We start from the raw sequence: 16,381 nt of genomic DNA, 5'->3' as shown, positions 1-16,381 counted from the left end.
CGGCCGGTTCTGGGCCTCTGGTTTGAGAGATACGCCTGCGATCAGTCTTCCGGTGCCAGCGTAACGATCATCCCCTGAAGCTCCGGGGTGAAGCGGATCTGGCAAGAGAGCCGGGATTGCGGCCGCCGATGATCCGAACCGTCGAGCAGATCATCTTCGTCGATGGTGAGCGCCGGTAGATGCTCATGAAAGGCGTCGTCGACATAGACGTGGCAAGTGGCGCAAGAACAGCAGCCGCCGCAGAGCGCCAGCAATTCGTCCACTCCCGCATCGCGAATATTTTCCATCACCGAGATGCCCGCTCGCCCTTCGACGGAGAAGACCTCCCCGATTCGTGAGATCACCGTAAAATTCGACATTTTCACCCTCCCATTCCTTCTGCGCACTCACACAATCAAAGATTTCAACCTGATGCTGGTGTCTGCCAGGACTTGCACGTCGATGCGCGTGCGCCTTTCGACGAGCATCCGGCCTTCGACATAGTCCCTGACGCAATTGATGCAGTCCAAGGCGATCACCGTGCCATCACGGAGATAGACGACGCTGAAGCTGCGGCTGTTGGGATCGCCTCTGACGACGGTGTCATCGAAGCCTGCGGAAAGGCCGACCGTCTGCAGGCGAAGGTCATATTGGTTCGACCAGAACCAGGGCGTTGCGCTGTAGGACGTCAGCTCACCGCAAAGCGTCTTTGCCACGGCAGTGGCTTGATCATGAGCGTTCTGCACGGACTCGATCCGCAGACCGTGCGCGCTCCTGATCCGGGCGCAGTCCCCGATGGCAAAGACCTGCGGGAGATTGGTCCGGCAAAACTCGTCGACATCGACACCGTCATTTCCCGCCGCTCCGGCCTCAATCAACGGCTCGACACAGGGCACGATTCCGATGCCGACGATTGCGATATCCGCGGGAAGCGTCGCGCCATCCTGCAACATCACGCCAGTCAGGTGCCCGTCGCTTCCAATGAAGCTCTCGACGCCGGTTTCCAGTCGAACATCGACCCCGTGGTCGCGATGCTCCCTCTCGTAGAAGCGGGAGAGCGGTTCTGCCGCGACGCGGGCAAGCACCCTGTTCATCGCTTCGACCACAGTCACCGTTTTTCCAAGGTTGGAAAGCGCCGCCGCGGCCTCGAGCCCGATGTAACCGCCGCCAACGATCACCACCTTTTCTGCTTTGACGAGGTCTTCGTTGAGTCGATCCACGTCCGACCGGGTCCGGACCGCGTGGATGCCCTGAAGATCATGGCCGGGGCAGGACATGCGGCGCGGGCGTCCTCCCGCGGACCAGACAAGATGACCATAGCTGACCGTTGCGCCGTTCGCGCAAAGGACCTGCCTTTCGCTTGCGTCAACCCTGACGACTTTGTTGCCGAGCAAGAGGTCGATATTGCGCGACGCCCAGAAGTCCGTCGGCCGGATGAGAATGCGATCGAAAGTCTTGCTGCCAAGGAGATAGTCCTTGGACAAGGGCGGACGTTCATAAGGCGCATCGGGGTCCTCGCTGAGGACTCCGATCGATCCTTGAAAATCGTGCTGACGGAGCGAAGTCGCCGCCTGGGCTCCGCCGTGTCCGCTTCCGATGATGAGGCAATCGTAATGCATCGCGCCCTCCTCCGGCCGCGTGAATTGCAAAGGCATGTTTCCCGGATGAATCTTCCGCGCGCCTGAACGGCGCTCAGGAGCGCGCCGCTCCGATCAGAACGAAGGCCATCGTGGCCGGCGACGATCCCCTGTTTCGCCAGGCATGGCGCGTGCCGCACTGGATCGCGACGTCGCCCTGGCGGAGATGCACCTCCGCCCCATCATCGAGCTCAAGCCAGATCTCGCCCTTAAGCACGATGTCGTAGTCGATCGAGTCCGTCATGTGCATACCCGGATTTTCGTGCTCGAAGAGTTCTGCCAGCCCCGGCAGATGCAGGCGCTGCTCCGCATCCGCCGCTTCCGGGTCGAAGGACGGATCCGCCATCACCGAGTCCGGTGGAAAGCGAACGATCATCAGGCGTGTCTCGCCGACCGAAGGGGTAATGCGGATCCCGGGCAAGGCGGGCTCCGAACCATTCAGCTGCAACTTTGGGCGTGCCTGCGTTGCCCAGCAGACCGACGTCATGAAACCCGGGATCGATTCATGCAGATGCGCATTTGGCACGAGGCCATCGCTGATGAAGACGGATCGGCCATTTCGGATGCCCGTCACGACCCGCCGCGGCAAGGCTGATTTGCTCTCAGTCGACATAGACAAGGCCCTTCTGCACGAGTTTCGGGCGCATGTCGTTCACGTCGAGACTGAGTTCGCCCGCCGCATACCGCAACCGCTTCTCCTCCTCCATCCGCTCCCGCGCACGCCCCTTCTCGAGCACCATCGCTGCGTTCTCGCCCGGAACGACACAAACACCGTCGTCGTCGGCGACAATGACATCCCCCGGGTTGACCAGACAGCCGGCACAGACGATCGGCACCTGGACATTGGCCAGGGTCTCCTTCACGGTTCCCTGCGCTGAGATGGCTTTCGACCAGACCGGGAATTGCACCTCCGTAAGCGTGGCAATGTCACGAACGCCGGCATCGATGATGAGGCCGCGGATGCCGATCGCCTTGGCGGACGTCGCCAGGAGATCGCCGAAATAACCGTCGTCGCAGGGCGATGTCGGTGTGACGACAAGAATATCTCCCGGGCGCGCCTCACCCAGCGCTACGTGGATCATCCAGTTGTCGCCCGGAGCCACCTCGCAAGTGAGCGCGTTGCCTGCGATACGGGCGGGCCGGTAGATCGGCCGCAGATGAGGCGCTAGAAGACCTCGCCTGTCTTGCGCTTCGTGCACGGTTGCGACACCGAGCGCGCCCAGCCCACGGACAACCGCGTCATCCGTTCGTTTTATATTTCGCATCACCTTCGCCATGACGCCCTCCCGCGGCGGCCCTTCCCGGCGACACCCACAAGCCTTGCTGCCTTGGTCTTCGCCGTCTTAGGATACCCGTTAGTATCCAAATTCCTATTAGAATGTCAATACTAAATCTGCACGCCGCTGAACCTGGTTCTGCGAGCAAGGCAGAAAAAAGGGGCGCCTGAGCGCCCCTCGGCAAAGCTGTCGGTCACAGTCAATGCGACGGCGTCTTTCCTTCAAAAGAGATCATCGAACCGACGGGCTGGTAGGCCGCACCGTCGAACTGGAAGAGCTGCAGCGACTCGATCGGATAGACGTCCTCCCCGCTTTTCGTGTTCAGTGTGATGCCGGGCAAAAGAAGATCCAATTGAACGCCCCCGAGATTTCGAGCGGTCTCCATCATCGCCGCACGGGTCGGGTCCTTCATCGATTCGAGTACCTTCACGAGCGCCTCGCCGGTCGCATATCCGACCTGACCGAGCGCATCATCGATGGCGAAGCTGGCCCTCGCGGCTTCATGGTCGGCAATGTAACGCTTCACGCCCGCGTCCTCGCCGGGCGCCGCTGCATTCACCTGCTTCAGGTACTGGCTCGTGATCACGCCTTTCGCATTTTCGAGGCCCGCCGGTTTCAGTGAAGCGACGGAGGCCGCGATGTTCGACACGAGCGTCGTTGGCTTCCAGCCGCTTTCCGTGGCGAAGCGCACCGCTTCGGCGCCCTGCTTCGGACCTGTGATCACAACCAACGTATCAGCACCCGACGCCTTCAGCGTCGAAAGCTGGGTTTCGACGGTTGGGTCGGCCGATGTTACGGGCTGGGAGGCGATGATCTTGATGTTGGACGTGCTCACTGCATCCTCCAGTGCCTTCTGGAAGGTTTGCCCCGTCTCGGTGTTCAGATAGAGAAGGGCGATCTTCGCTTCGGGCTTGGTGTCCAGCAGATAGCGCGCGAATGCCGCAGCTTCCGTGGTGAAGGACGGAACAAGCCCGATCTCCCACTCGGGCCCGGCGAGCTCGTGGACGCCCGAATACATGAAGAGATTCGGCACCTCGCGTTGCGTCACATACCGGCCGATCGCCTGGTTGTTCGGCGTTCCCGCAGTTGCCAGGACGGCGAACACCTCCTCGCGCTCGACGAGCTTGCGTACGTTGGTGAGCGTGCGTTGCGGATCAAGTCCGTCATCCTCCACGATCAGTTCGATCTTTCGCGTCTTGTCATCACCCATCTTGACGCCGCCCGCTGCATTGATCGCATCGACCTTTGTCTTGATCCCTTCGGCAATCGCCCCGATCGCAGCGACAGGGCCGGTCAGCGGACCTGAGATGCCAATCCTCACCGCATCATCCGTGATGCCTGGTGATGCAGTCTCCTGCGCCCTCGGCGTTGCGGCTATAAGCCCCGTGAAGGCGAGCGCCCCCAGCATCATGGAAACTCCTCGTAGTACGCGTCTCGGCATTTCATTCTCCTCCCAATTGACCGGGAACAGGCCCCGGAATCCGCGACAGAACCTTGAACTTGAATATGCGCAAGACTGCCTTCTTGAGCTCCTCGACCCGGAACCCGGCGATGCCGCGGCGCGCGACCATCATCATGGCGATCAGGCAGAGGCCGTAGATCAGCCCACCGAGCGCAGGATTGATGTCGGTCGTGAAGCCCGGCACGAAGACGACGAAGATGGCCCCGATGAAGGCACCGGGAATGCTGATGATCCCGCCGACGATACCGCCTATCAGGATGTCGATCGATTTCATCGGCAGGAAAGACTGCGGGCTGATGAAGCCATTCAGGACGCAAAAGAGCCCTCCGCCGAGACCCGCGAGCGCGGAACTCACGGCAAAGGCTGCCAGTCGGCCCATCGTCAGGTTGACGCCCAGTGCCTCGGCGATCACCGGATTGTCACGCAGGGCGCGCAACATGCGACCGGTATCGCCGCGGAGGAGCCGGGTGACCACGATGATTGAAATGGCAGCACAGATCAGCGACAACCCGTAAAGCCAAATCTCCTGGCTTCCCGGGAACCATATCGGCGCCATCGGCTGATCTGTCGCAAGCCCGGTGACGCCGCCGGTGAGCGTGTCCATTTTCAACAGGAGCTGCGGAAATGCCGACGCGACACCGAAGGTGATGATTGCGAGCTGCAGCCCTTGCAGCCTCAAGCCAGGGAGCCCGACGACGACGCCAATCAGGCCAGCGACGATGGCCGCAAATGGCAGTGTCGCTAAGGGATCCCAGCCGAAGCTGACATTGAGAATGGCAGTCGTGTAGGCCCCCACCCCGAACAGCGCACCTTGGGCCAGGCAGATCTGTCCCGTGAAGCCGAGGAGAAGATTCAAGCCGAGAATCGCAATTCCATATGAGACGGCGATGCTGAATTCGAACAGCAGGAAGTTCGGAACGACGAGAGGCAGACTGAGCGCAGCAATCGAGCCAAGAGCCGCGGGGGCAAATCGAAGACGTAGCATGTTCATAGCTTGATCACCGTGCGAGTACCAAAAAGACCGACCGGCCGAACGAGCAGGACCACGAGAGTGACGATGATTGGGATCACCACGCGCAGGTCCGCACCGATGAAGGGCAGGAATGTTGCGCCAAGGCTTTCGGCGACGCCGACGATCAGGCCGCCGATCATAGCCCCGAGCGGACTATCCCAGCCGCCAAGGGTGGCCGACGCCAAGGCGTAGAGCAGGATCGGCATCATCATCGTCGGGCTCAGGAACAACCGTGGCCCGACCAGCAAGGCCGCGACGAACCCAATCAGCGCCGCAAGACCCCAGCCGAGCATCAGCATTCGCTCGACCGGGATGCCGACGAGAAGGCTCTTCTCGCCGTCATAGGCGGAAGCTCGCATGCCAAGGCCAAGCCTTGTGAACCGAAAGATCGCCCCCGCGGCCACGGCGAGACAGAGCAGAGCGGCAACGATGCCGACCGCGCTGGTCGTCACGCGCACGCCAAGGAGATCCCAGCCGACATTCGGGAACATCGAAGGAAAGGCGCGCTGATCGGAGCCCCAGAGCCACAAGGACAGCGCCTGGAAGACGACGAAGAGCCCGAGGGTCACGACGACGGCAGCTTCGACCGGAGCCCTGGAAACCGGCCTGATGACGAAACGGAAAACGCCGATGCCGAGCAAAAACGCCAAGGCACCGACGACAAGAAAGGAAAGCAACATCGGCATGCCCCATTCGCAGAGCTGCCAAGCACAGTAGGCGGAGAAGGTGGCCATCTCGCCCTGACCGAAATTGACGATCCGCGTTGCTCGAAAGATCAGAACCAGTGCCAGCGCCAGCGAAGCGTAGATAGCGCCGGAAGCCAGGCCATCGACAACAAGTTGGAAGAACAATTCCATCTTACACCCCCAGATAGGATTGCTGGACGGCTTCGTTGCCCAAAAGATCCCGCGCCGCTCCGCTCACCGTGAAGGATCCGGACTCTAGGACGTGAGCCATGTCCGCGAATTGGAGGGTGAGGTCGGCGTTCTGCTCGACGATGAGAAGTGTCATGCCGTGCTCCCGATTGAGTGACTTGAATATCTCGAAGATTTCTTCGGTAATCGCTGGCGCAAGGCCGAGCGAAGGCTCGTCGCACATCAGGAGCTTCGGGCGCGACATGAGAGCCCGGGCAATTGCCAGCATCTGCTGCTCGCCGCCGCTGAGGCTACCGGCCTGCTGCCGCCGGCGTTCAGCGAGCCTTGGAAAGGCCGAGTACCACCGCTGCATGTCGGCAGCGATCTGCTGCCTGTCGCCGATCGTGTACGCGCCAGCCGCAAGGTTCTCTTCGACGGTGAAGTCACCGAAGGTTCCGCGGCCCTGCGGTATGTGCGCAAGACCAAGCGCCACCCTTTGTGCCGCATTGCAGCGGTTAAGATTCGCGCCGCAAAAATCGATCGTCCCCCGCGCCGATATGAGCCCGGACAGCGCTCTGAGGATCGTCGTCTTTCCGGCGCCGTTCGATCCAAGTAGCGCCACGATGGTGCCTTGCTCGACGGAAAAGTCGATGCCATGCAGAACATCGGCTGCGCCATATCCGGCAGATAGCCCCTTCACCTGCAGCATCGTCATTGTGTCCTCCCCAGATAGGCATCGATGACCGCCGGATTGGCCTTCACCTGCGCGGGCGTGCCGCTCGCCAAATTGCGACCGAGATGGAAAACCTCGATACGGTCGCAGAGGGTCATGACCAGCCCCATATGATGCTCGATCAGGATGACCGTGACGCCATGATCGTCGCGGACGCGCGATACGAGCTCACCGAATTCGGCGACCTCGCCGTGGGTAAGGCCGCCCGCCGGCTCGTCGAGGAGGAGTACGGTGGGACACGAGGCAAGCGCTCGGGCGATCTCCATGCGCTTTTGGGTCGCGTAGGGCAGCGAGCCCGCCGCCTTGTCGGCAACGCCGGAGAGGTTTAGTTCATCAAGGATCGCCCGGCAACGCTGTCTGGTCTCGCTTTCCCTGTGATGGGCGCGCCCGGGTCGAAGCATCGCTTCGACAATGCGACCGCCCATCAAATGGTGAGCGCCGAGCATGACGTTTTCCAGAACCGTCATTCCGCCGTAGATGCCGAGGTTCTGAAACGTGCGCGCTATACCCAGACGGATGATCTGGCGCGCGGGCACGGCTTCAATCGTTCGACCGCAGAGGCGAACGGAACCGGCAGTCACCGCGCTGAGCCGGGTAATGGAGTTGAACAGCGTCGTTTTTCCGGCGCCGTTCGGGCCAATCAGCCCGCATATCTCGCCTGCATTCACGCTGAGCGAGACGCCCTTAAGCGCGTGTATGCCGCCAAAGCGAACGTCGATATTTTCGACGGAAAGCACGGGGCAGCCGCTGCCGGTAGCTTGCAGATCCACAGCCATCCTATCCTCCCTGGGGCTGTTCACTCACTCCCGAGTTGCCCGCGCCGTATCTCCTCAGTGGCGCCGCTTGACAATCCTCAAGATACCATAAAGTATCTGAAGTCCGGCTGGTATGTCAATGCACAGTTTGAAGTGTAATGAAAACCGTCGGATGCAGTGATGTGAGGCGGCCGTTGGCGGGTGCTCCGGGCATCTGCAAACCCGGGGCGAGCGGTTGGGGGACCAAATGGAAGAGCGATCATTTGTACGCCGGCCGGTCGCCGGTCCGAGCGAGACCCTCGCCTTCCCGGTCAACGGCGACACCGTTGCAAACATCGAAGATCGCCAGAAGCCTTGCCGGGCTCAGGACCGGACGGATGCTGCGCCAATCCACCAGACCAACAGGAGACACATAAATGATAGATACACGCACCGCCCCTTACGCCATCCTCATGCTGCGGGTGACACTCGGGCTTCTTTTTCTCGCCCATGCCGGCTTGAAGGTTTTCGTTTTCACGCCGTCCGGAACTGCGCAGTTCTTTGTAAGCCTCGGCCTGCCCCCTGCCCTCGCATACCTGACGATAGCACTCGAGACTTTGGGGGGCCTTGCCCTAGTCGCAGGCTTCTTTGCCCGCGTGGCAGCGCTAGTGCTGATTCCGGTGTTGCTCGGCGCAATCATCACAGTCCATGCCGCGGCCGGATTCTTCTTCACCAACCCGAATGGCGGATGGGAGTTCTTGGCACTGTGGATCGTCGGTTTGGCCGCGGTTGTTCTCGCAGGCGACGGGGCGCTTGCAGTGCGCCCGACCTTCGGCAGAAAGGCAGGCGGCTGATCAGTACCCGCCCGCGGCCAACATGTGTCGCGGGCTCTGCTTGTTCGAAAATCGTCGCCCCGACGATCCTATATCGGCCGGAAAAACGTAGCCCCCAAGCAACCAATCGAATCGTCATTGCAGCGCCGCCACTCCCGGAGATCGTGCGAGGCCGGAGAGGTTGTGTTTGAATGCTGATGCGGAGGCTCAGCTCACCATTGCTTTGATACCATAGGCCTCGTGCATCGACATTAGGGTGACTTTCACAAGCTCGCCAACCGTCGGGCCGTTGGTGAAGCTCGAGGCAGCGCCATAGGTGAGTTCGAAGACGATGCCGCCGAGCGCTGTCGGTCCGGCGGGCGCCTTGCCTTCCGGGAACAGTCGGAGCAGGATCTTGCCGAGTCCTTCCCATTGCGCGCGGAACAGATTCGAATGACGCTCTCCGAAGGTCGCGTTGCGCCTTGCGTGGCGAAAGAGCTCCAATGCCAGCATCCCCCAGCTCGGGTCGCTGGAGCGTTCCTGCGCCCAGTTGCTCAACCTGTCGATCAACTCTCGCGCGTCTTCTATCGGCCCAAGAAGTTTCTGCAGCTCGATCACGTCTTCGCCTGCATGCGTTTCGAGCAGATAAAGGAAGATATCTTCCTTGCCATTGAAGTTGGAGTAGAAGGCCCCTTTGCTGAAGCCCGCTTCCTCTGCAATGCGTTCAATGGTTGCGCCCTCGTAGCCTTCGCGGGCGACGACCTCGCGCGCCGACGCCAGCAGCTTTGCTTTCGTCCGCGCCTGGCTCTGTTCTCGTGTCAATCGCGCCAAGATTGCTCTCCCTGATTGCTATTGCACTCGGATACCCCCCAGTATCTCTAAAACATTCGAGCGTCAATCAAGCACGGCCAGGACGCAAGCGACCGACCAGAAGATCATGAATTCCGGCCCCTGCTTCTGCCAGCGCCAGTTCCATCCGTTTATCCGCAGGACGGCATAGCTGGCGCCGAGCAGAACGACGACAGCCAGGCCGGCGGAGAGCCTCGGAAGGATATTGAGAACCAGTCCTGCGCCGGCAATCAGTTCCACGATGATGGTAGTGATCACGAATGCGGCGGCTGGATGGAATCCCGCCTTCGCGAATGTTGCCGAGGCCGGCCCGATATTGCGCATCTTGCCTATGCAGTGGGGAACGAACCAAAGGCCACATAGCACCCGGAGAATTGACGTCGGTTCAACGAAGAGTTCCATTGCCAGTCCTCCTAAGCTGCGTTCGGCGCTTCGACAAGGCGCTGGCCTCTGGCCGCCGCTGCGGAACCACGCGATTGATCGCCGGCTTCTTTTGGGTCCTTGGCGGCGCCGACCGCAAGTCCGCATGTTTTCATTTTATTCCACCCGCTGCTCGGCAGCTGCACTGCGGCCATGTCAAACATTCAGACCTCCCGATCTCTTCTCGATTAGAGCGTGATCCGCGCTGTTGCCCGCCAGCCTGCGCCACCGGACAGATCATGTGAACACAACTCGAAACTGCGTCTTGCAATTTCAGATACTCGATAGTATCTACAAACCAATACGAACGTCAATGCCGGGAAACGGCTTGCCCCGAGGGAGGATCTCCTTAATGAAATCGCGTGCTGCAGTCGCCTGGGCGGCCAACAAACCATTGTCGATCGAGACCATCGATATCGGCGGCCCAAAGGCCGGGGAAGTCCTCATCGAAATCATGGCGACGGGGGTCTGCCATACAGACGCCTATACGCTTTCCGGGCTCGATTCCGAAGGCAAGTTCCCGGCAATCCTTGGTCATGAGGGCGCCGGCATTGTTCGTGAGGTGGGCCTGGGCGTGACATCGCTGCGCGTTGGGGATCATGTTATTCCGCTCTACACGCCGGAATGCCGGGAGTGCAAAACCTGTCTTTCCCGGCGCTCCAACCTCTGCACGTCAATCCGCGGGACGCAGGGGCTGGGACTGATGCCGGACAAGACCACACGCTTCTCCTGCGACGGTGGAGAAATCTTCCACTATATGGGCTGCTCGACCTTCTCGAATTTCACGGTGTTGCCGGAGATCGCTGTCGCCAAGATCCGCGAAGACGCGCCTTTCGACAAGATTTGCTACATCGGCTGCGGCGTGACGACCGGCATCGGCGCTGTCATCTACACGGCGAAAGTCTGGCCTGGTGCGAATGTCGCAGTCTTCGGTCTCGGCGGTATCGGCCTCAACGTGATCCAGGGCGCCCGCATGGTCGGCGCGGACCGGATCATCGGTGTCGATCTCAACCCCGCCAAGGCGGAGATGGCGCGCCGTTTCGGCATGACCGACTTCATCAATCCGAACGAAGTAGGCAACGACAAGGTCATCGGGGCCATCCAGGATCTGACCGGCGGGGGTGTGGATTTCTCTTTCGATGCCACTGGCAACACAGCGGTCATGCGCCAGGCACTTGAATGCTGCCATCGCGGCTGGGGCGAATCGATCGTCATCGGCGTTGCTGAGGCTGGCAAGGAGATCTCGACAAGGCCGTTCCAGCTGGTGACCGGGCGTGTGTGGAAGGGTACGGCCTTCGGTGGCGCCCGTGGCCGGACCGACGTCCCGAAGATCGTCGACTGGTACATGGAAGGGAAAATCAACATCGACGATCTGATCACCCACACCATGCCGCTCGACGAGATCAACACGGCCTTCGACCTGATGCATGAGGGCAAGTCGATCCGTTCCGTCGTCATCTTTTGAGTAAGGCAGTAAAGGGAAAATCATGGCATCTTCAAGCTACACCTACGAAGTATCCCTGAGATTGGTGCGAGGACGTGACGACAGCGCTCCCGTGGAGCCCTCCTCACTGGTATTCGAACATGTCAACCATGATGACATCATCGACATAGTGGAGCGCATGCGCCGCACCACCGGCCTCGATCCGAATGCTGCAGCCGCTGCCGCTATCGGACTAAAACTGCTTGGAGAGGTGATGTTGCGGGAAAAGGGCAATGAGCTGTTCGATCCGCTTCGAACCGGTTTTCGAGAATTCATCACATCGCTGAAGAGTCGTGCTGCGATCGAGCGATCCTGATATCTCGCCTCGTTGCCCTGCAGGTGCATCAGCCATGAAGCTCCTGGGGGCCACAGCCGCCGTTAACGTAGTGGTCGTGAATCCAGATTGGCTCGAATTCTTGAACCTATATGACCGGCCGGGTACGTTGTGCTATCTCGACCCGGTTATTTTCGGCGGTGAGGGAGACTACCCCTCGTCACGTACCAGAACCTGGAAGCGGCATTTGGGGTAATCGGAGGACGACCGCGGGTCCCCTTATGGCATATCGCTATATCACCCCGTCGTGTTGAGCCCCCGTGCGGGTAATGCGAGCGGATTTCTCTCTCTCTCTCTCTCTCTCTCTCTCTCTCTCCTTGTCATGCGCTTTTCCCCTTCGCCTCGCCCTTGAAATCAGTGTATATTATGGCAATATACATTGATGATTGATTGGGAGCGGATAACGGGCTTCGACTGGGACGCGGGAAACGCCCGCAAGAGCGCTGAAAAGCACAGCGTGGGCCAGGCAGAAGCGGAGCAGGTGTTTTTCAACGAGCCACTGCTGATGGTTCCTGACGCAAGGCATAGCGCCGAAGAGCAACGCATCCACGCTCTTGGGCGCACCGACGACGGAAGGCTGCTTCATGTCACCTTCACGCTTCGGCAGAACGCGACGAAGATACGGGTGATCTCGGCCCGGGATATGAGCCGCAAGGAGCGGAGCTATTATGAGCAAGACGCTTAAGCCAGTACCGGAATTCAAGACGGAGGCGGAAGAACGGGCCTTCTGGGAAAGCCAGGATTCCGATGATCATATCGACTGGAGCAAGGCGGAGCGCGTGCGCTTGCCGAACCTGAAGCCGTCCTCGACATCGATCTCGCTGCGGCTACCGAACGCGCTTCTTGAGCGCATAAAGGTCGCGGCCGGCAAACGCGACGTACCCTATCAGTCGCTCATCAAGATCTGGCTCGCAGAGAAGGTCGACACTTCGGGTGGGCAACGCTGACGTCCGCGGATCGACGCAAGCGCTGCACCGTGGGGCGCCCCTTCGTCATGATCAATCGGGCAGTAGCAGCCTCGCCACGGTATAATCCACACTGTGGCAGTTCTTACGCGACCATAGGTCGGACCTCGCTCTGATCGCACCGAGGCTCAGGGCCGTGCCATAGTTTGCGAGGGCCGGGAAAATCCAACCAAGCGCCTCGAGGTATTCGAGAATGACATGTTTTATCTGTGCCGCCTGCGGCACGCAGTTCAACGATGGTTCAGAGCCATCGCGAACTTGCCCTGTCTGCGAAGACGACCGCCAGTTCGTGCCTCAGTCGGGGCAAGAGTGGACAGAAATGACGGCGCTCGGCCGGACGCATAATGTGGTCTGGAACAAGGAAGCTTTAGGCATACACAGTCTGCAGATCTCGCCCGACTTCGCGATTGGCCATCGCGCTTTCCTCATCGAAGGACCGGACGGCAACATTCTGTGGGACTGCCTCAGCCTTGTTGACAAGACCAGTATTGCCCGAATTGCCGCGATGGGTGGTCTCTTAGCAATCGCCATTTCGCACCCGCACTTTTACTCTTCGATGATTGAATGGAGCGCGGCGTGCGGAGGCGTGCCAATTCATGTCCACGCCGATGACGGCGAGTGGATTCAAAGATTTGGCCCGGCGCTGCGCCCATGGAAGGATGAAACTCTCCAGCTGGGTCAGGCCACTTTGATCCGGTGCGGTGGTCATTTCGCAGGCAGCTCCGTGCTCCACTGTCCCTGGCTGGAGAATGGTCGGGGCGCTCTGTTTGTGGGCGACACGATGCAAGTCACCCTCGATCGTCAATATGTGAGCTTCATGCGGAGCTATCCGAACCTTATCCCGCTCGACGCCGGCACGGTAAGAGGAATATCCGAGGCGGTCCGGCCATATCGATTTGAGGCGATTTACGGTGCGTTCACCGGCAGAACAATCAAAAGAGACGGCTCTCGCGTCGTCGAACGGTCTATCGAACGATATCTAAAAGCCATCGAAAGCTGACATACGACGGATCGCGTATCGTTGGCCAATATCATGCGTAAACAGATCTCAAAGACGGCCAAACATTCATTGAAGACGGCTGCTCGCTCACGTGACGTCGCTCGTGAGAATTCTTCAGCCCAAAGTATTGGCGAGTGCCAAAAAGGCTTCATTGAAGTGGTGGGCGGCCATCCGTCCGATCAGACCAATCATTCACATGGTCAGTTGCTTCGATGATGGTGCCTACCAGACGAGGCCGCGCGCAGCGACCTCTTCGACCCGTGAGACGGCGCCGTTTCGATGAAAGACCATGGTGTCGAAAAGGTTCGAAACGACGCAGGTGTGATTGGGAATGATGAAGAGCTTCTCGCCGATCTTCGGCCGATCACCGGTGCAGTTCGAAAGATCGATAACGCCGTGCTCTTCGGAAAGATTGGTTATGCGGGCTTGCGGGTAACCGACGATGGCGCCGAAATCGGCAAATCCGTGAAGATCCGAAGTCAGCGCTTTGGAACCTGCATCGATGACGGCGCGATCGGCTGTCGGCCTCGACTGGACCGTCGAAAGCACATGCATGGCGCAATCGTCTTCGGTGCAATGGCCCATCCGCACCATGGAGCGATCGTTGTAAATATAGGTGCCGGCGCGGTGTTCCGTTGCAGACGTGACGAGGTGTGCTTCAAAGAGGCTCGGCGTGCCGCCATTGCTGACGATCGGGCAAGCAATGCCCTCGGCCTGAAGAAGCGCCAGCGTCTGCGAGATGAAAGCCTCGACGTCCGAAGCCGATTGTGGTTTCGGATAGGTGACCAGTCCCCCGAACACGAGCCCCTTGGCTTCGACGATGCGCTTTGCAAGCAAAGAGGCGGCCTCAGGCATCTGCACGCCGCAGCGTCCGCCGCCGGTATCGCATTCGACCAGGACCGCAAGTGGCTTGCGGTCGGCGAAATGCGCTGAAAGGCCGTCAACGGTCACCGTGCTGTCTGCGACGACCTTCAGGCCGGCGATATTCTCATGGAGTTCCGACAATCGTTCGAGCTTTTGCGGACCGAGAATATTGAAGGTGATGAGGATGTCTTCGAAGCTCGCTGCTGCAAAAACCTCGGCTTCGGAGATCTTCTGGCAATTGATGCCTTTGGCCCCGGCGGTGACCTGCGCTGCGGCAAGCGCCGGGATCTTGTGGGCCTTGATATGCGGACGGAAACGCAGGCCGTTTGCATCCATGTAGGATTGCACCCGACTGATGTTTGCCGCCATCCGGTCTTCATCGACGATCGGTCGCGGCGTCGAAAGATCCGCGATTCTGTCGCCTACCTCGGCGACAACGGCAAACCGGTTTTCCTGCATCTACGCAGCTCCACGTTCATTTCCATGAGGGTGGGCGACCATCGGCCAGATATTTCTCGGTGCCCGGCGATAGGGCGTCTTGGCCGGATTGTTCGGATAAGGCGTCCCCGCGGAACAATAGAGGATCTCGGCGGCGATCTTCGAAAACGACGCGAAGAAGTGGTTCGTAGATTTGATGACCAGGATCCTCTTCTTCGTCGGATCAATGCCCATGACCGTAAAGAGGCTGGCATCAAAGCTCTGGGCACGCGTTGAGTTCAAGATGATGTCGATGCCGTTGAGAACCACATGAGCGGCATCGCCGAAGGGTGCCAGGCTCTCGCCGAACTGCATCTCGGCATCCTTCACAAGCTTGACGACCGTCACGGTACCATCGATTGGATTTCCGGTGCCGGGCGCCGATTTCGCGCCGAAGCGAAGCGGAATTTCAGCGCCCTCGCCTGCCGCAAAACAGATCTGCACCGCCATCGGGTCCCAGATCGTGCCGATCGCCGTATCCGTCGCCCCATGGCTCATCAGTTCTTCGAGGATGACCGTGGCATCGCCTGCGGTACCGCCGCCCGGATTGTCCCAGACATCGGCGATGACAACCGGCCAGGCGGTGGCGGCCAGAGCACGCGCGACCGCCTCCTTCTCGTTTATCTGAGGTGCCATGAAGGTTCCGCGCTTGGAGAACAGCTCAAGCCCCAGGTCGCGGGCAAGTGCTGCCCCCTTTTCCGGCTTGCCATCCGTCACCACCAGCATTTTCGTTCCCATTTCGGGAACGTCGCCGACCATGAAGCCATGGATCACGGAAATCGACAGGACATCCGGGTCGTCCCTTTCGATATCGATGATCTTGTCGACGAAGGAGCGCATGGGTTCGCGCGACGTGGGGAAGACGTCGATCATGCGGCAATCGAAGACGGAAACGGCAGGCTTTACCCTGCCTTCAAGCGTATCGACGGCGATGCGCCACAGATCTTCGGCGCGGTCGACGAAATCCGTGTGCGGGAATTCCTTGAAGTAGACGGCGAAGTCGAGGGCCGCCACGCGCTTGGCGGTCAGATGGCTGTGCGGGTCGAGTTCGGCGCAGACGAGAATATCGGGTCCCACGATCTCGCGGACGCGCGCAAGGATGTCGCCTTCGGTATCTTCGTAGCCCGCCGCCACCATGGCTCCGTGCAGCCCGAGGACCACCGCGTCAACTGGCATTGCAGCGTTAAGCTGAGCCAGTATCTCGTCGCGCAAATCTTCATAGGTGGAACGGTTGACGAGCCCGGCCGGATCCGCCCAGGTTGCCGTCCCTTCAATCAGCTCCCAGCCCTTTGCAGCAGTGACCCGCCTGCCGACGGTGATCGGCGCGGTGCAAAGTGTGGGCGTTTCTGGATGCTGTCCCGGCGGTGCGTAAAGCGAAGCCTCGAAAGCCCGCCGGTCGACACAAATCGGTGAGAAGGTGTTGGTCTCGGTCGCCAGAGCCGCCGTGAAAATGCGCAAATGATTGGCCTTTTATGTTGTCGACACCGCT

At 60.0% G+C, this 16,381-nt stretch carries 20 protein-coding genes; 7 read left to right on the top strand and 13 right to left on the bottom strand.

All coding sequences use genetic code 11. The features are described 5' to 3' along the window. Positions 1-41 precede the first annotated feature (41 nt). From ISN39_RS24470 to ISN39_RS24430, 9 genes are all read right to left on the bottom strand, one after another. Complete coding sequence (locus ISN39_RS24470) at positions 42-359, bottom strand: 2Fe-2S iron-sulfur cluster-binding protein (RefSeq protein ID WP_194730808.1); 318 nt, start codon at positions 357-359, stop codon at positions 42-44. 27 nt (positions 360-386) lie between these two features. After that, entirely contained in the window at positions 387-1,598 is a 1,212-nt protein-coding gene (locus tag ISN39_RS24465; RefSeq protein ID WP_194730807.1) for an FAD-dependent oxidoreductase, read from the bottom strand. A gap of 73 nt (positions 1,599-1,671) precedes the next feature. Continuing rightward, positions 1,672-2,229, bottom strand: a complete 558-nt coding sequence (locus tag ISN39_RS24460; RefSeq protein ID WP_194730806.1) for a cupin domain-containing protein — start codon at positions 2,227-2,229, stop codon at positions 1,672-1,674. Then, a complete protein-coding gene (locus ISN39_RS24455) occupies positions 2,219-2,893 on the bottom strand; it encodes a 4-carboxy-4-hydroxy-2-oxoadipate aldolase/oxaloacetate decarboxylase (protein ID WP_194730805.1) in 675 nt (224 codons plus the stop codon). Before ISN39_RS24455 ends, ISN39_RS24460 begins: the two co-directional genes overlap by 11 nt. Before the next feature lie 199 nt (positions 2,894-3,092). Further along, a complete protein-coding gene (locus ISN39_RS24450; RefSeq protein ID WP_194730804.1) occupies positions 3,093-4,334 on the bottom strand; it encodes an ABC transporter substrate-binding protein in 1,242 nt (413 codons plus the stop codon). Position 4,335: 1 nt separating this feature from the next. After that, positions 4,336-5,346: a branched-chain amino acid ABC transporter permease gene (locus ISN39_RS24445; RefSeq protein ID WP_194730803.1), complete on the bottom strand. Its 1,011-nt coding sequence runs from the start codon at positions 5,344-5,346 to the stop codon at positions 4,336-4,338. Next, entirely contained in the window at positions 5,343-6,224 is an 882-nt protein-coding gene (locus ISN39_RS24440; protein WP_194730802.1) for a branched-chain amino acid ABC transporter permease, read from the bottom strand. The genes ISN39_RS24445 and ISN39_RS24440 overlap by 4 nt, the downstream gene beginning before the upstream one ends. A 1-nt stretch (position 6,225) precedes the next feature. After that, positions 6,226-6,936, bottom strand: coding sequence for an ABC transporter ATP-binding protein (locus ISN39_RS24435; RefSeq protein ID WP_194730801.1), 711 nt, complete (start codon positions 6,934-6,936; stop codon positions 6,226-6,228). Then, positions 6,933-7,730, bottom strand: a complete 798-nt coding sequence (locus ISN39_RS24430) for an ABC transporter ATP-binding protein (protein WP_194730800.1) — start codon at positions 7,728-7,730, stop codon at positions 6,933-6,935. Before ISN39_RS24430 ends, ISN39_RS24435 begins: the two co-directional genes overlap by 4 nt. 395 nt (positions 7,731-8,125) lie before the next feature. Here ISN39_RS24430 and ISN39_RS24425 point away from each other — a divergent pair, with 395 nt between their 5' ends. After that, a complete protein-coding gene (locus ISN39_RS24425; RefSeq protein ID WP_194730799.1) occupies positions 8,126-8,542 on the top strand; it encodes a DoxX family protein in 417 nt (138 codons plus the stop codon). Positions 8,543-8,728: 186 nt separating this feature from the next. Here ISN39_RS24425 and ISN39_RS24420 read toward each other — a convergent pair whose 3' ends face one another. Together ISN39_RS24420 and ISN39_RS24415 are read right to left on the bottom strand one after the other, a co-directional pair. Continuing rightward, complete coding sequence (locus ISN39_RS24420) at positions 8,729-9,331, bottom strand: TetR/AcrR family transcriptional regulator (protein ID WP_194730798.1); 603 nt, start codon at positions 9,329-9,331, stop codon at positions 8,729-8,731. A gap of 63 nt (positions 9,332-9,394) precedes the next feature. Beyond that, a complete protein-coding gene (locus ISN39_RS24415) occupies positions 9,395-9,751 on the bottom strand; it encodes a DoxX family protein (protein WP_194730797.1) in 357 nt (118 codons plus the stop codon). Positions 9,752-10,121: 370 nt separating this feature from the next. Here ISN39_RS24415 and ISN39_RS24410 point away from each other — a divergent pair, with 370 nt between their 5' ends. The 6 genes from ISN39_RS24410 to ISN39_RS24385 all read left to right on the top strand — a co-directional run bounded on the left by ISN39_RS24410 (position 10,122) and on the right by ISN39_RS24385 (position 13,767). Continuing rightward, positions 10,122-11,234 carry an S-(hydroxymethyl)glutathione dehydrogenase/class III alcohol dehydrogenase gene (locus ISN39_RS24410; RefSeq protein WP_194730796.1) on the top strand — a complete coding sequence of 371 codons (1,113 nt, stop codon included), beginning with the start codon at positions 10,122-10,124 and terminating at the stop codon, positions 11,232-11,234. A 22-nt stretch (positions 11,235-11,256) separates the two neighbouring features. Continuing rightward, the gene (locus ISN39_RS24405) at positions 11,257-11,568 is read left to right on the top strand and encodes a DUF3861 family protein (RefSeq protein ID WP_074072340.1); all 312 of its coding nucleotides are present in this window, start codon (positions 11,257-11,259) and stop codon (positions 11,566-11,568) included. A gap of 400 nt (positions 11,569-11,968) precedes the next feature. Continuing rightward, entirely contained in the window at positions 11,969-12,271 is a 303-nt protein-coding gene (locus ISN39_RS24400) for a BrnT family toxin (protein WP_074072341.1), read from the top strand. Continuing rightward, positions 12,255-12,533 (top strand): BrnA antitoxin family protein, encoded by a 279-nt coding sequence (locus ISN39_RS24395; RefSeq protein ID WP_074072342.1) that lies wholly within the window; start codon positions 12,255-12,257, stop codon positions 12,531-12,533. The genes ISN39_RS24400 and ISN39_RS24395 overlap by 17 nt, the downstream gene beginning before the upstream one ends. Before the next feature lie 211 nt (positions 12,534-12,744). Further along, entirely contained in the window at positions 12,745-13,551 is an 807-nt protein-coding gene (locus ISN39_RS24390) for an MBL fold metallo-hydrolase (RefSeq protein WP_194730795.1), read from the top strand. Positions 13,552-13,584: 33 nt separating this feature from the next. Next, positions 13,585-13,767: a hypothetical protein gene (locus ISN39_RS24385; protein ID WP_194730794.1), complete on the top strand. Its 183-nt coding sequence runs from the start codon at positions 13,585-13,587 to the stop codon at positions 13,765-13,767. Positions 13,768-13,773: 6 nt separating this feature from the next. Here the strand turns inward: ISN39_RS24385 and ISN39_RS24380 are convergent, their stop codons facing one another. Continuing rightward, a complete protein-coding gene (locus ISN39_RS24380; protein ID WP_194730793.1) occupies positions 13,774-14,874 on the bottom strand; it encodes a D-TA family PLP-dependent enzyme in 1,101 nt (366 codons plus the stop codon). Next, positions 14,875-16,350, bottom strand: coding sequence for a M81 family metallopeptidase (locus ISN39_RS24375; protein WP_194730792.1), 1,476 nt, complete (start codon positions 16,348-16,350; stop codon positions 14,875-14,877). Between the last annotated feature and the right edge of the window lie 31 nt (positions 16,351-16,381).

This window comes from Rhizobium sp. 007, from assembly GCF_015353075.1.
Taxonomy (GTDB): Bacteria; Pseudomonadota; Alphaproteobacteria; order Rhizobiales; family Rhizobiaceae; genus Rhizobium.
The sequence above is the reverse complement of the archived record's forward strand: the minus strand, read 5'-3'. Positions and strand labels throughout refer to the sequence as shown.

What these genes read in the sequence shown, in the direction of transcription:
- ISN39_RS24430 (WP_194730800.1), bottom strand. Translation starts at nt 7,730, where the DNA reads ATGGCTGTGGATCTGCAAGCTACCGGCAGCGGCTGCCCCGTGCTTTCC.
- ISN39_RS24450 (WP_194730804.1), bottom strand. Translation starts at nt 4,334, where the DNA reads ATGCCGAGACGCGTACTACGAGGAGTTTCCATGATGCTGGGGGCGCTC.
- ISN39_RS24455 (WP_194730805.1), bottom strand. Translation starts at nt 2,893, where the DNA reads ATGGCGAAGGTGATGCGAAATATAAAACGAACGGATGACGCGGTTGTC.
- ISN39_RS24440 (WP_194730802.1), bottom strand. Translation starts at nt 6,224, where the DNA reads ATGGAATTGTTCTTCCAACTTGTTGTCGATGGCCTGGCTTCCGGCGCT.
- ISN39_RS24385 (WP_194730794.1), top strand. Translation starts at nt 13,585, where the DNA reads ATGCGTAAACAGATCTCAAAGACGGCCAAACATTCATTGAAGACGGCT.
- ISN39_RS24445 (WP_194730803.1), bottom strand. Translation starts at nt 5,346, where the DNA reads ATGAACATGCTACGTCTTCGATTTGCCCCCGCGGCTCTTGGCTCGATT.
- ISN39_RS24460 (WP_194730806.1), bottom strand. Translation starts at nt 2,229, where the DNA reads ATGTCGACTGAGAGCAAATCAGCCTTGCCGCGGCGGGTCGTGACGGGC.
- ISN39_RS24390 (WP_194730795.1), top strand. Translation starts at nt 12,745, where the DNA reads ATGACATGTTTTATCTGTGCCGCCTGCGGCACGCAGTTCAACGATGGT.
- ISN39_RS24405 (WP_074072340.1), top strand. Translation starts at nt 11,257, where the DNA reads ATGGCATCTTCAAGCTACACCTACGAAGTATCCCTGAGATTGGTGCGA.
- ISN39_RS24395 (WP_074072342.1), top strand. Translation starts at nt 12,255, where the DNA reads ATGAGCAAGACGCTTAAGCCAGTACCGGAATTCAAGACGGAGGCGGAA.
- ISN39_RS24380 (WP_194730793.1), bottom strand. Translation starts at nt 14,874, where the DNA reads ATGCAGGAAAACCGGTTTGCCGTTGTCGCCGAGGTAGGCGACAGAATC.
- ISN39_RS24465 (WP_194730807.1), bottom strand. Translation starts at nt 1,598, where the DNA reads ATGCATTACGATTGCCTCATCATCGGAAGCGGACACGGCGGAGCCCAG.
- ISN39_RS24400 (WP_074072341.1), top strand. Translation starts at nt 11,969, where the DNA reads ATGATTGATTGGGAGCGGATAACGGGCTTCGACTGGGACGCGGGAAAC.
- ISN39_RS24410 (WP_194730796.1), top strand. Translation starts at nt 10,122, where the DNA reads ATGAAATCGCGTGCTGCAGTCGCCTGGGCGGCCAACAAACCATTGTCG.
- ISN39_RS24470 (WP_194730808.1), bottom strand. Translation starts at nt 359, where the DNA reads ATGTCGAATTTTACGGTGATCTCACGAATCGGGGAGGTCTTCTCCGTC.
- ISN39_RS24425 (WP_194730799.1), top strand. Translation starts at nt 8,126, where the DNA reads ATGATAGATACACGCACCGCCCCTTACGCCATCCTCATGCTGCGGGTG.
- ISN39_RS24435 (WP_194730801.1), bottom strand. Translation starts at nt 6,936, where the DNA reads ATGACGATGCTGCAGGTGAAGGGGCTATCTGCCGGATATGGCGCAGCC.
- ISN39_RS24415 (WP_194730797.1), bottom strand. Translation starts at nt 9,751, where the DNA reads ATGGAACTCTTCGTTGAACCGACGTCAATTCTCCGGGTGCTATGTGGC.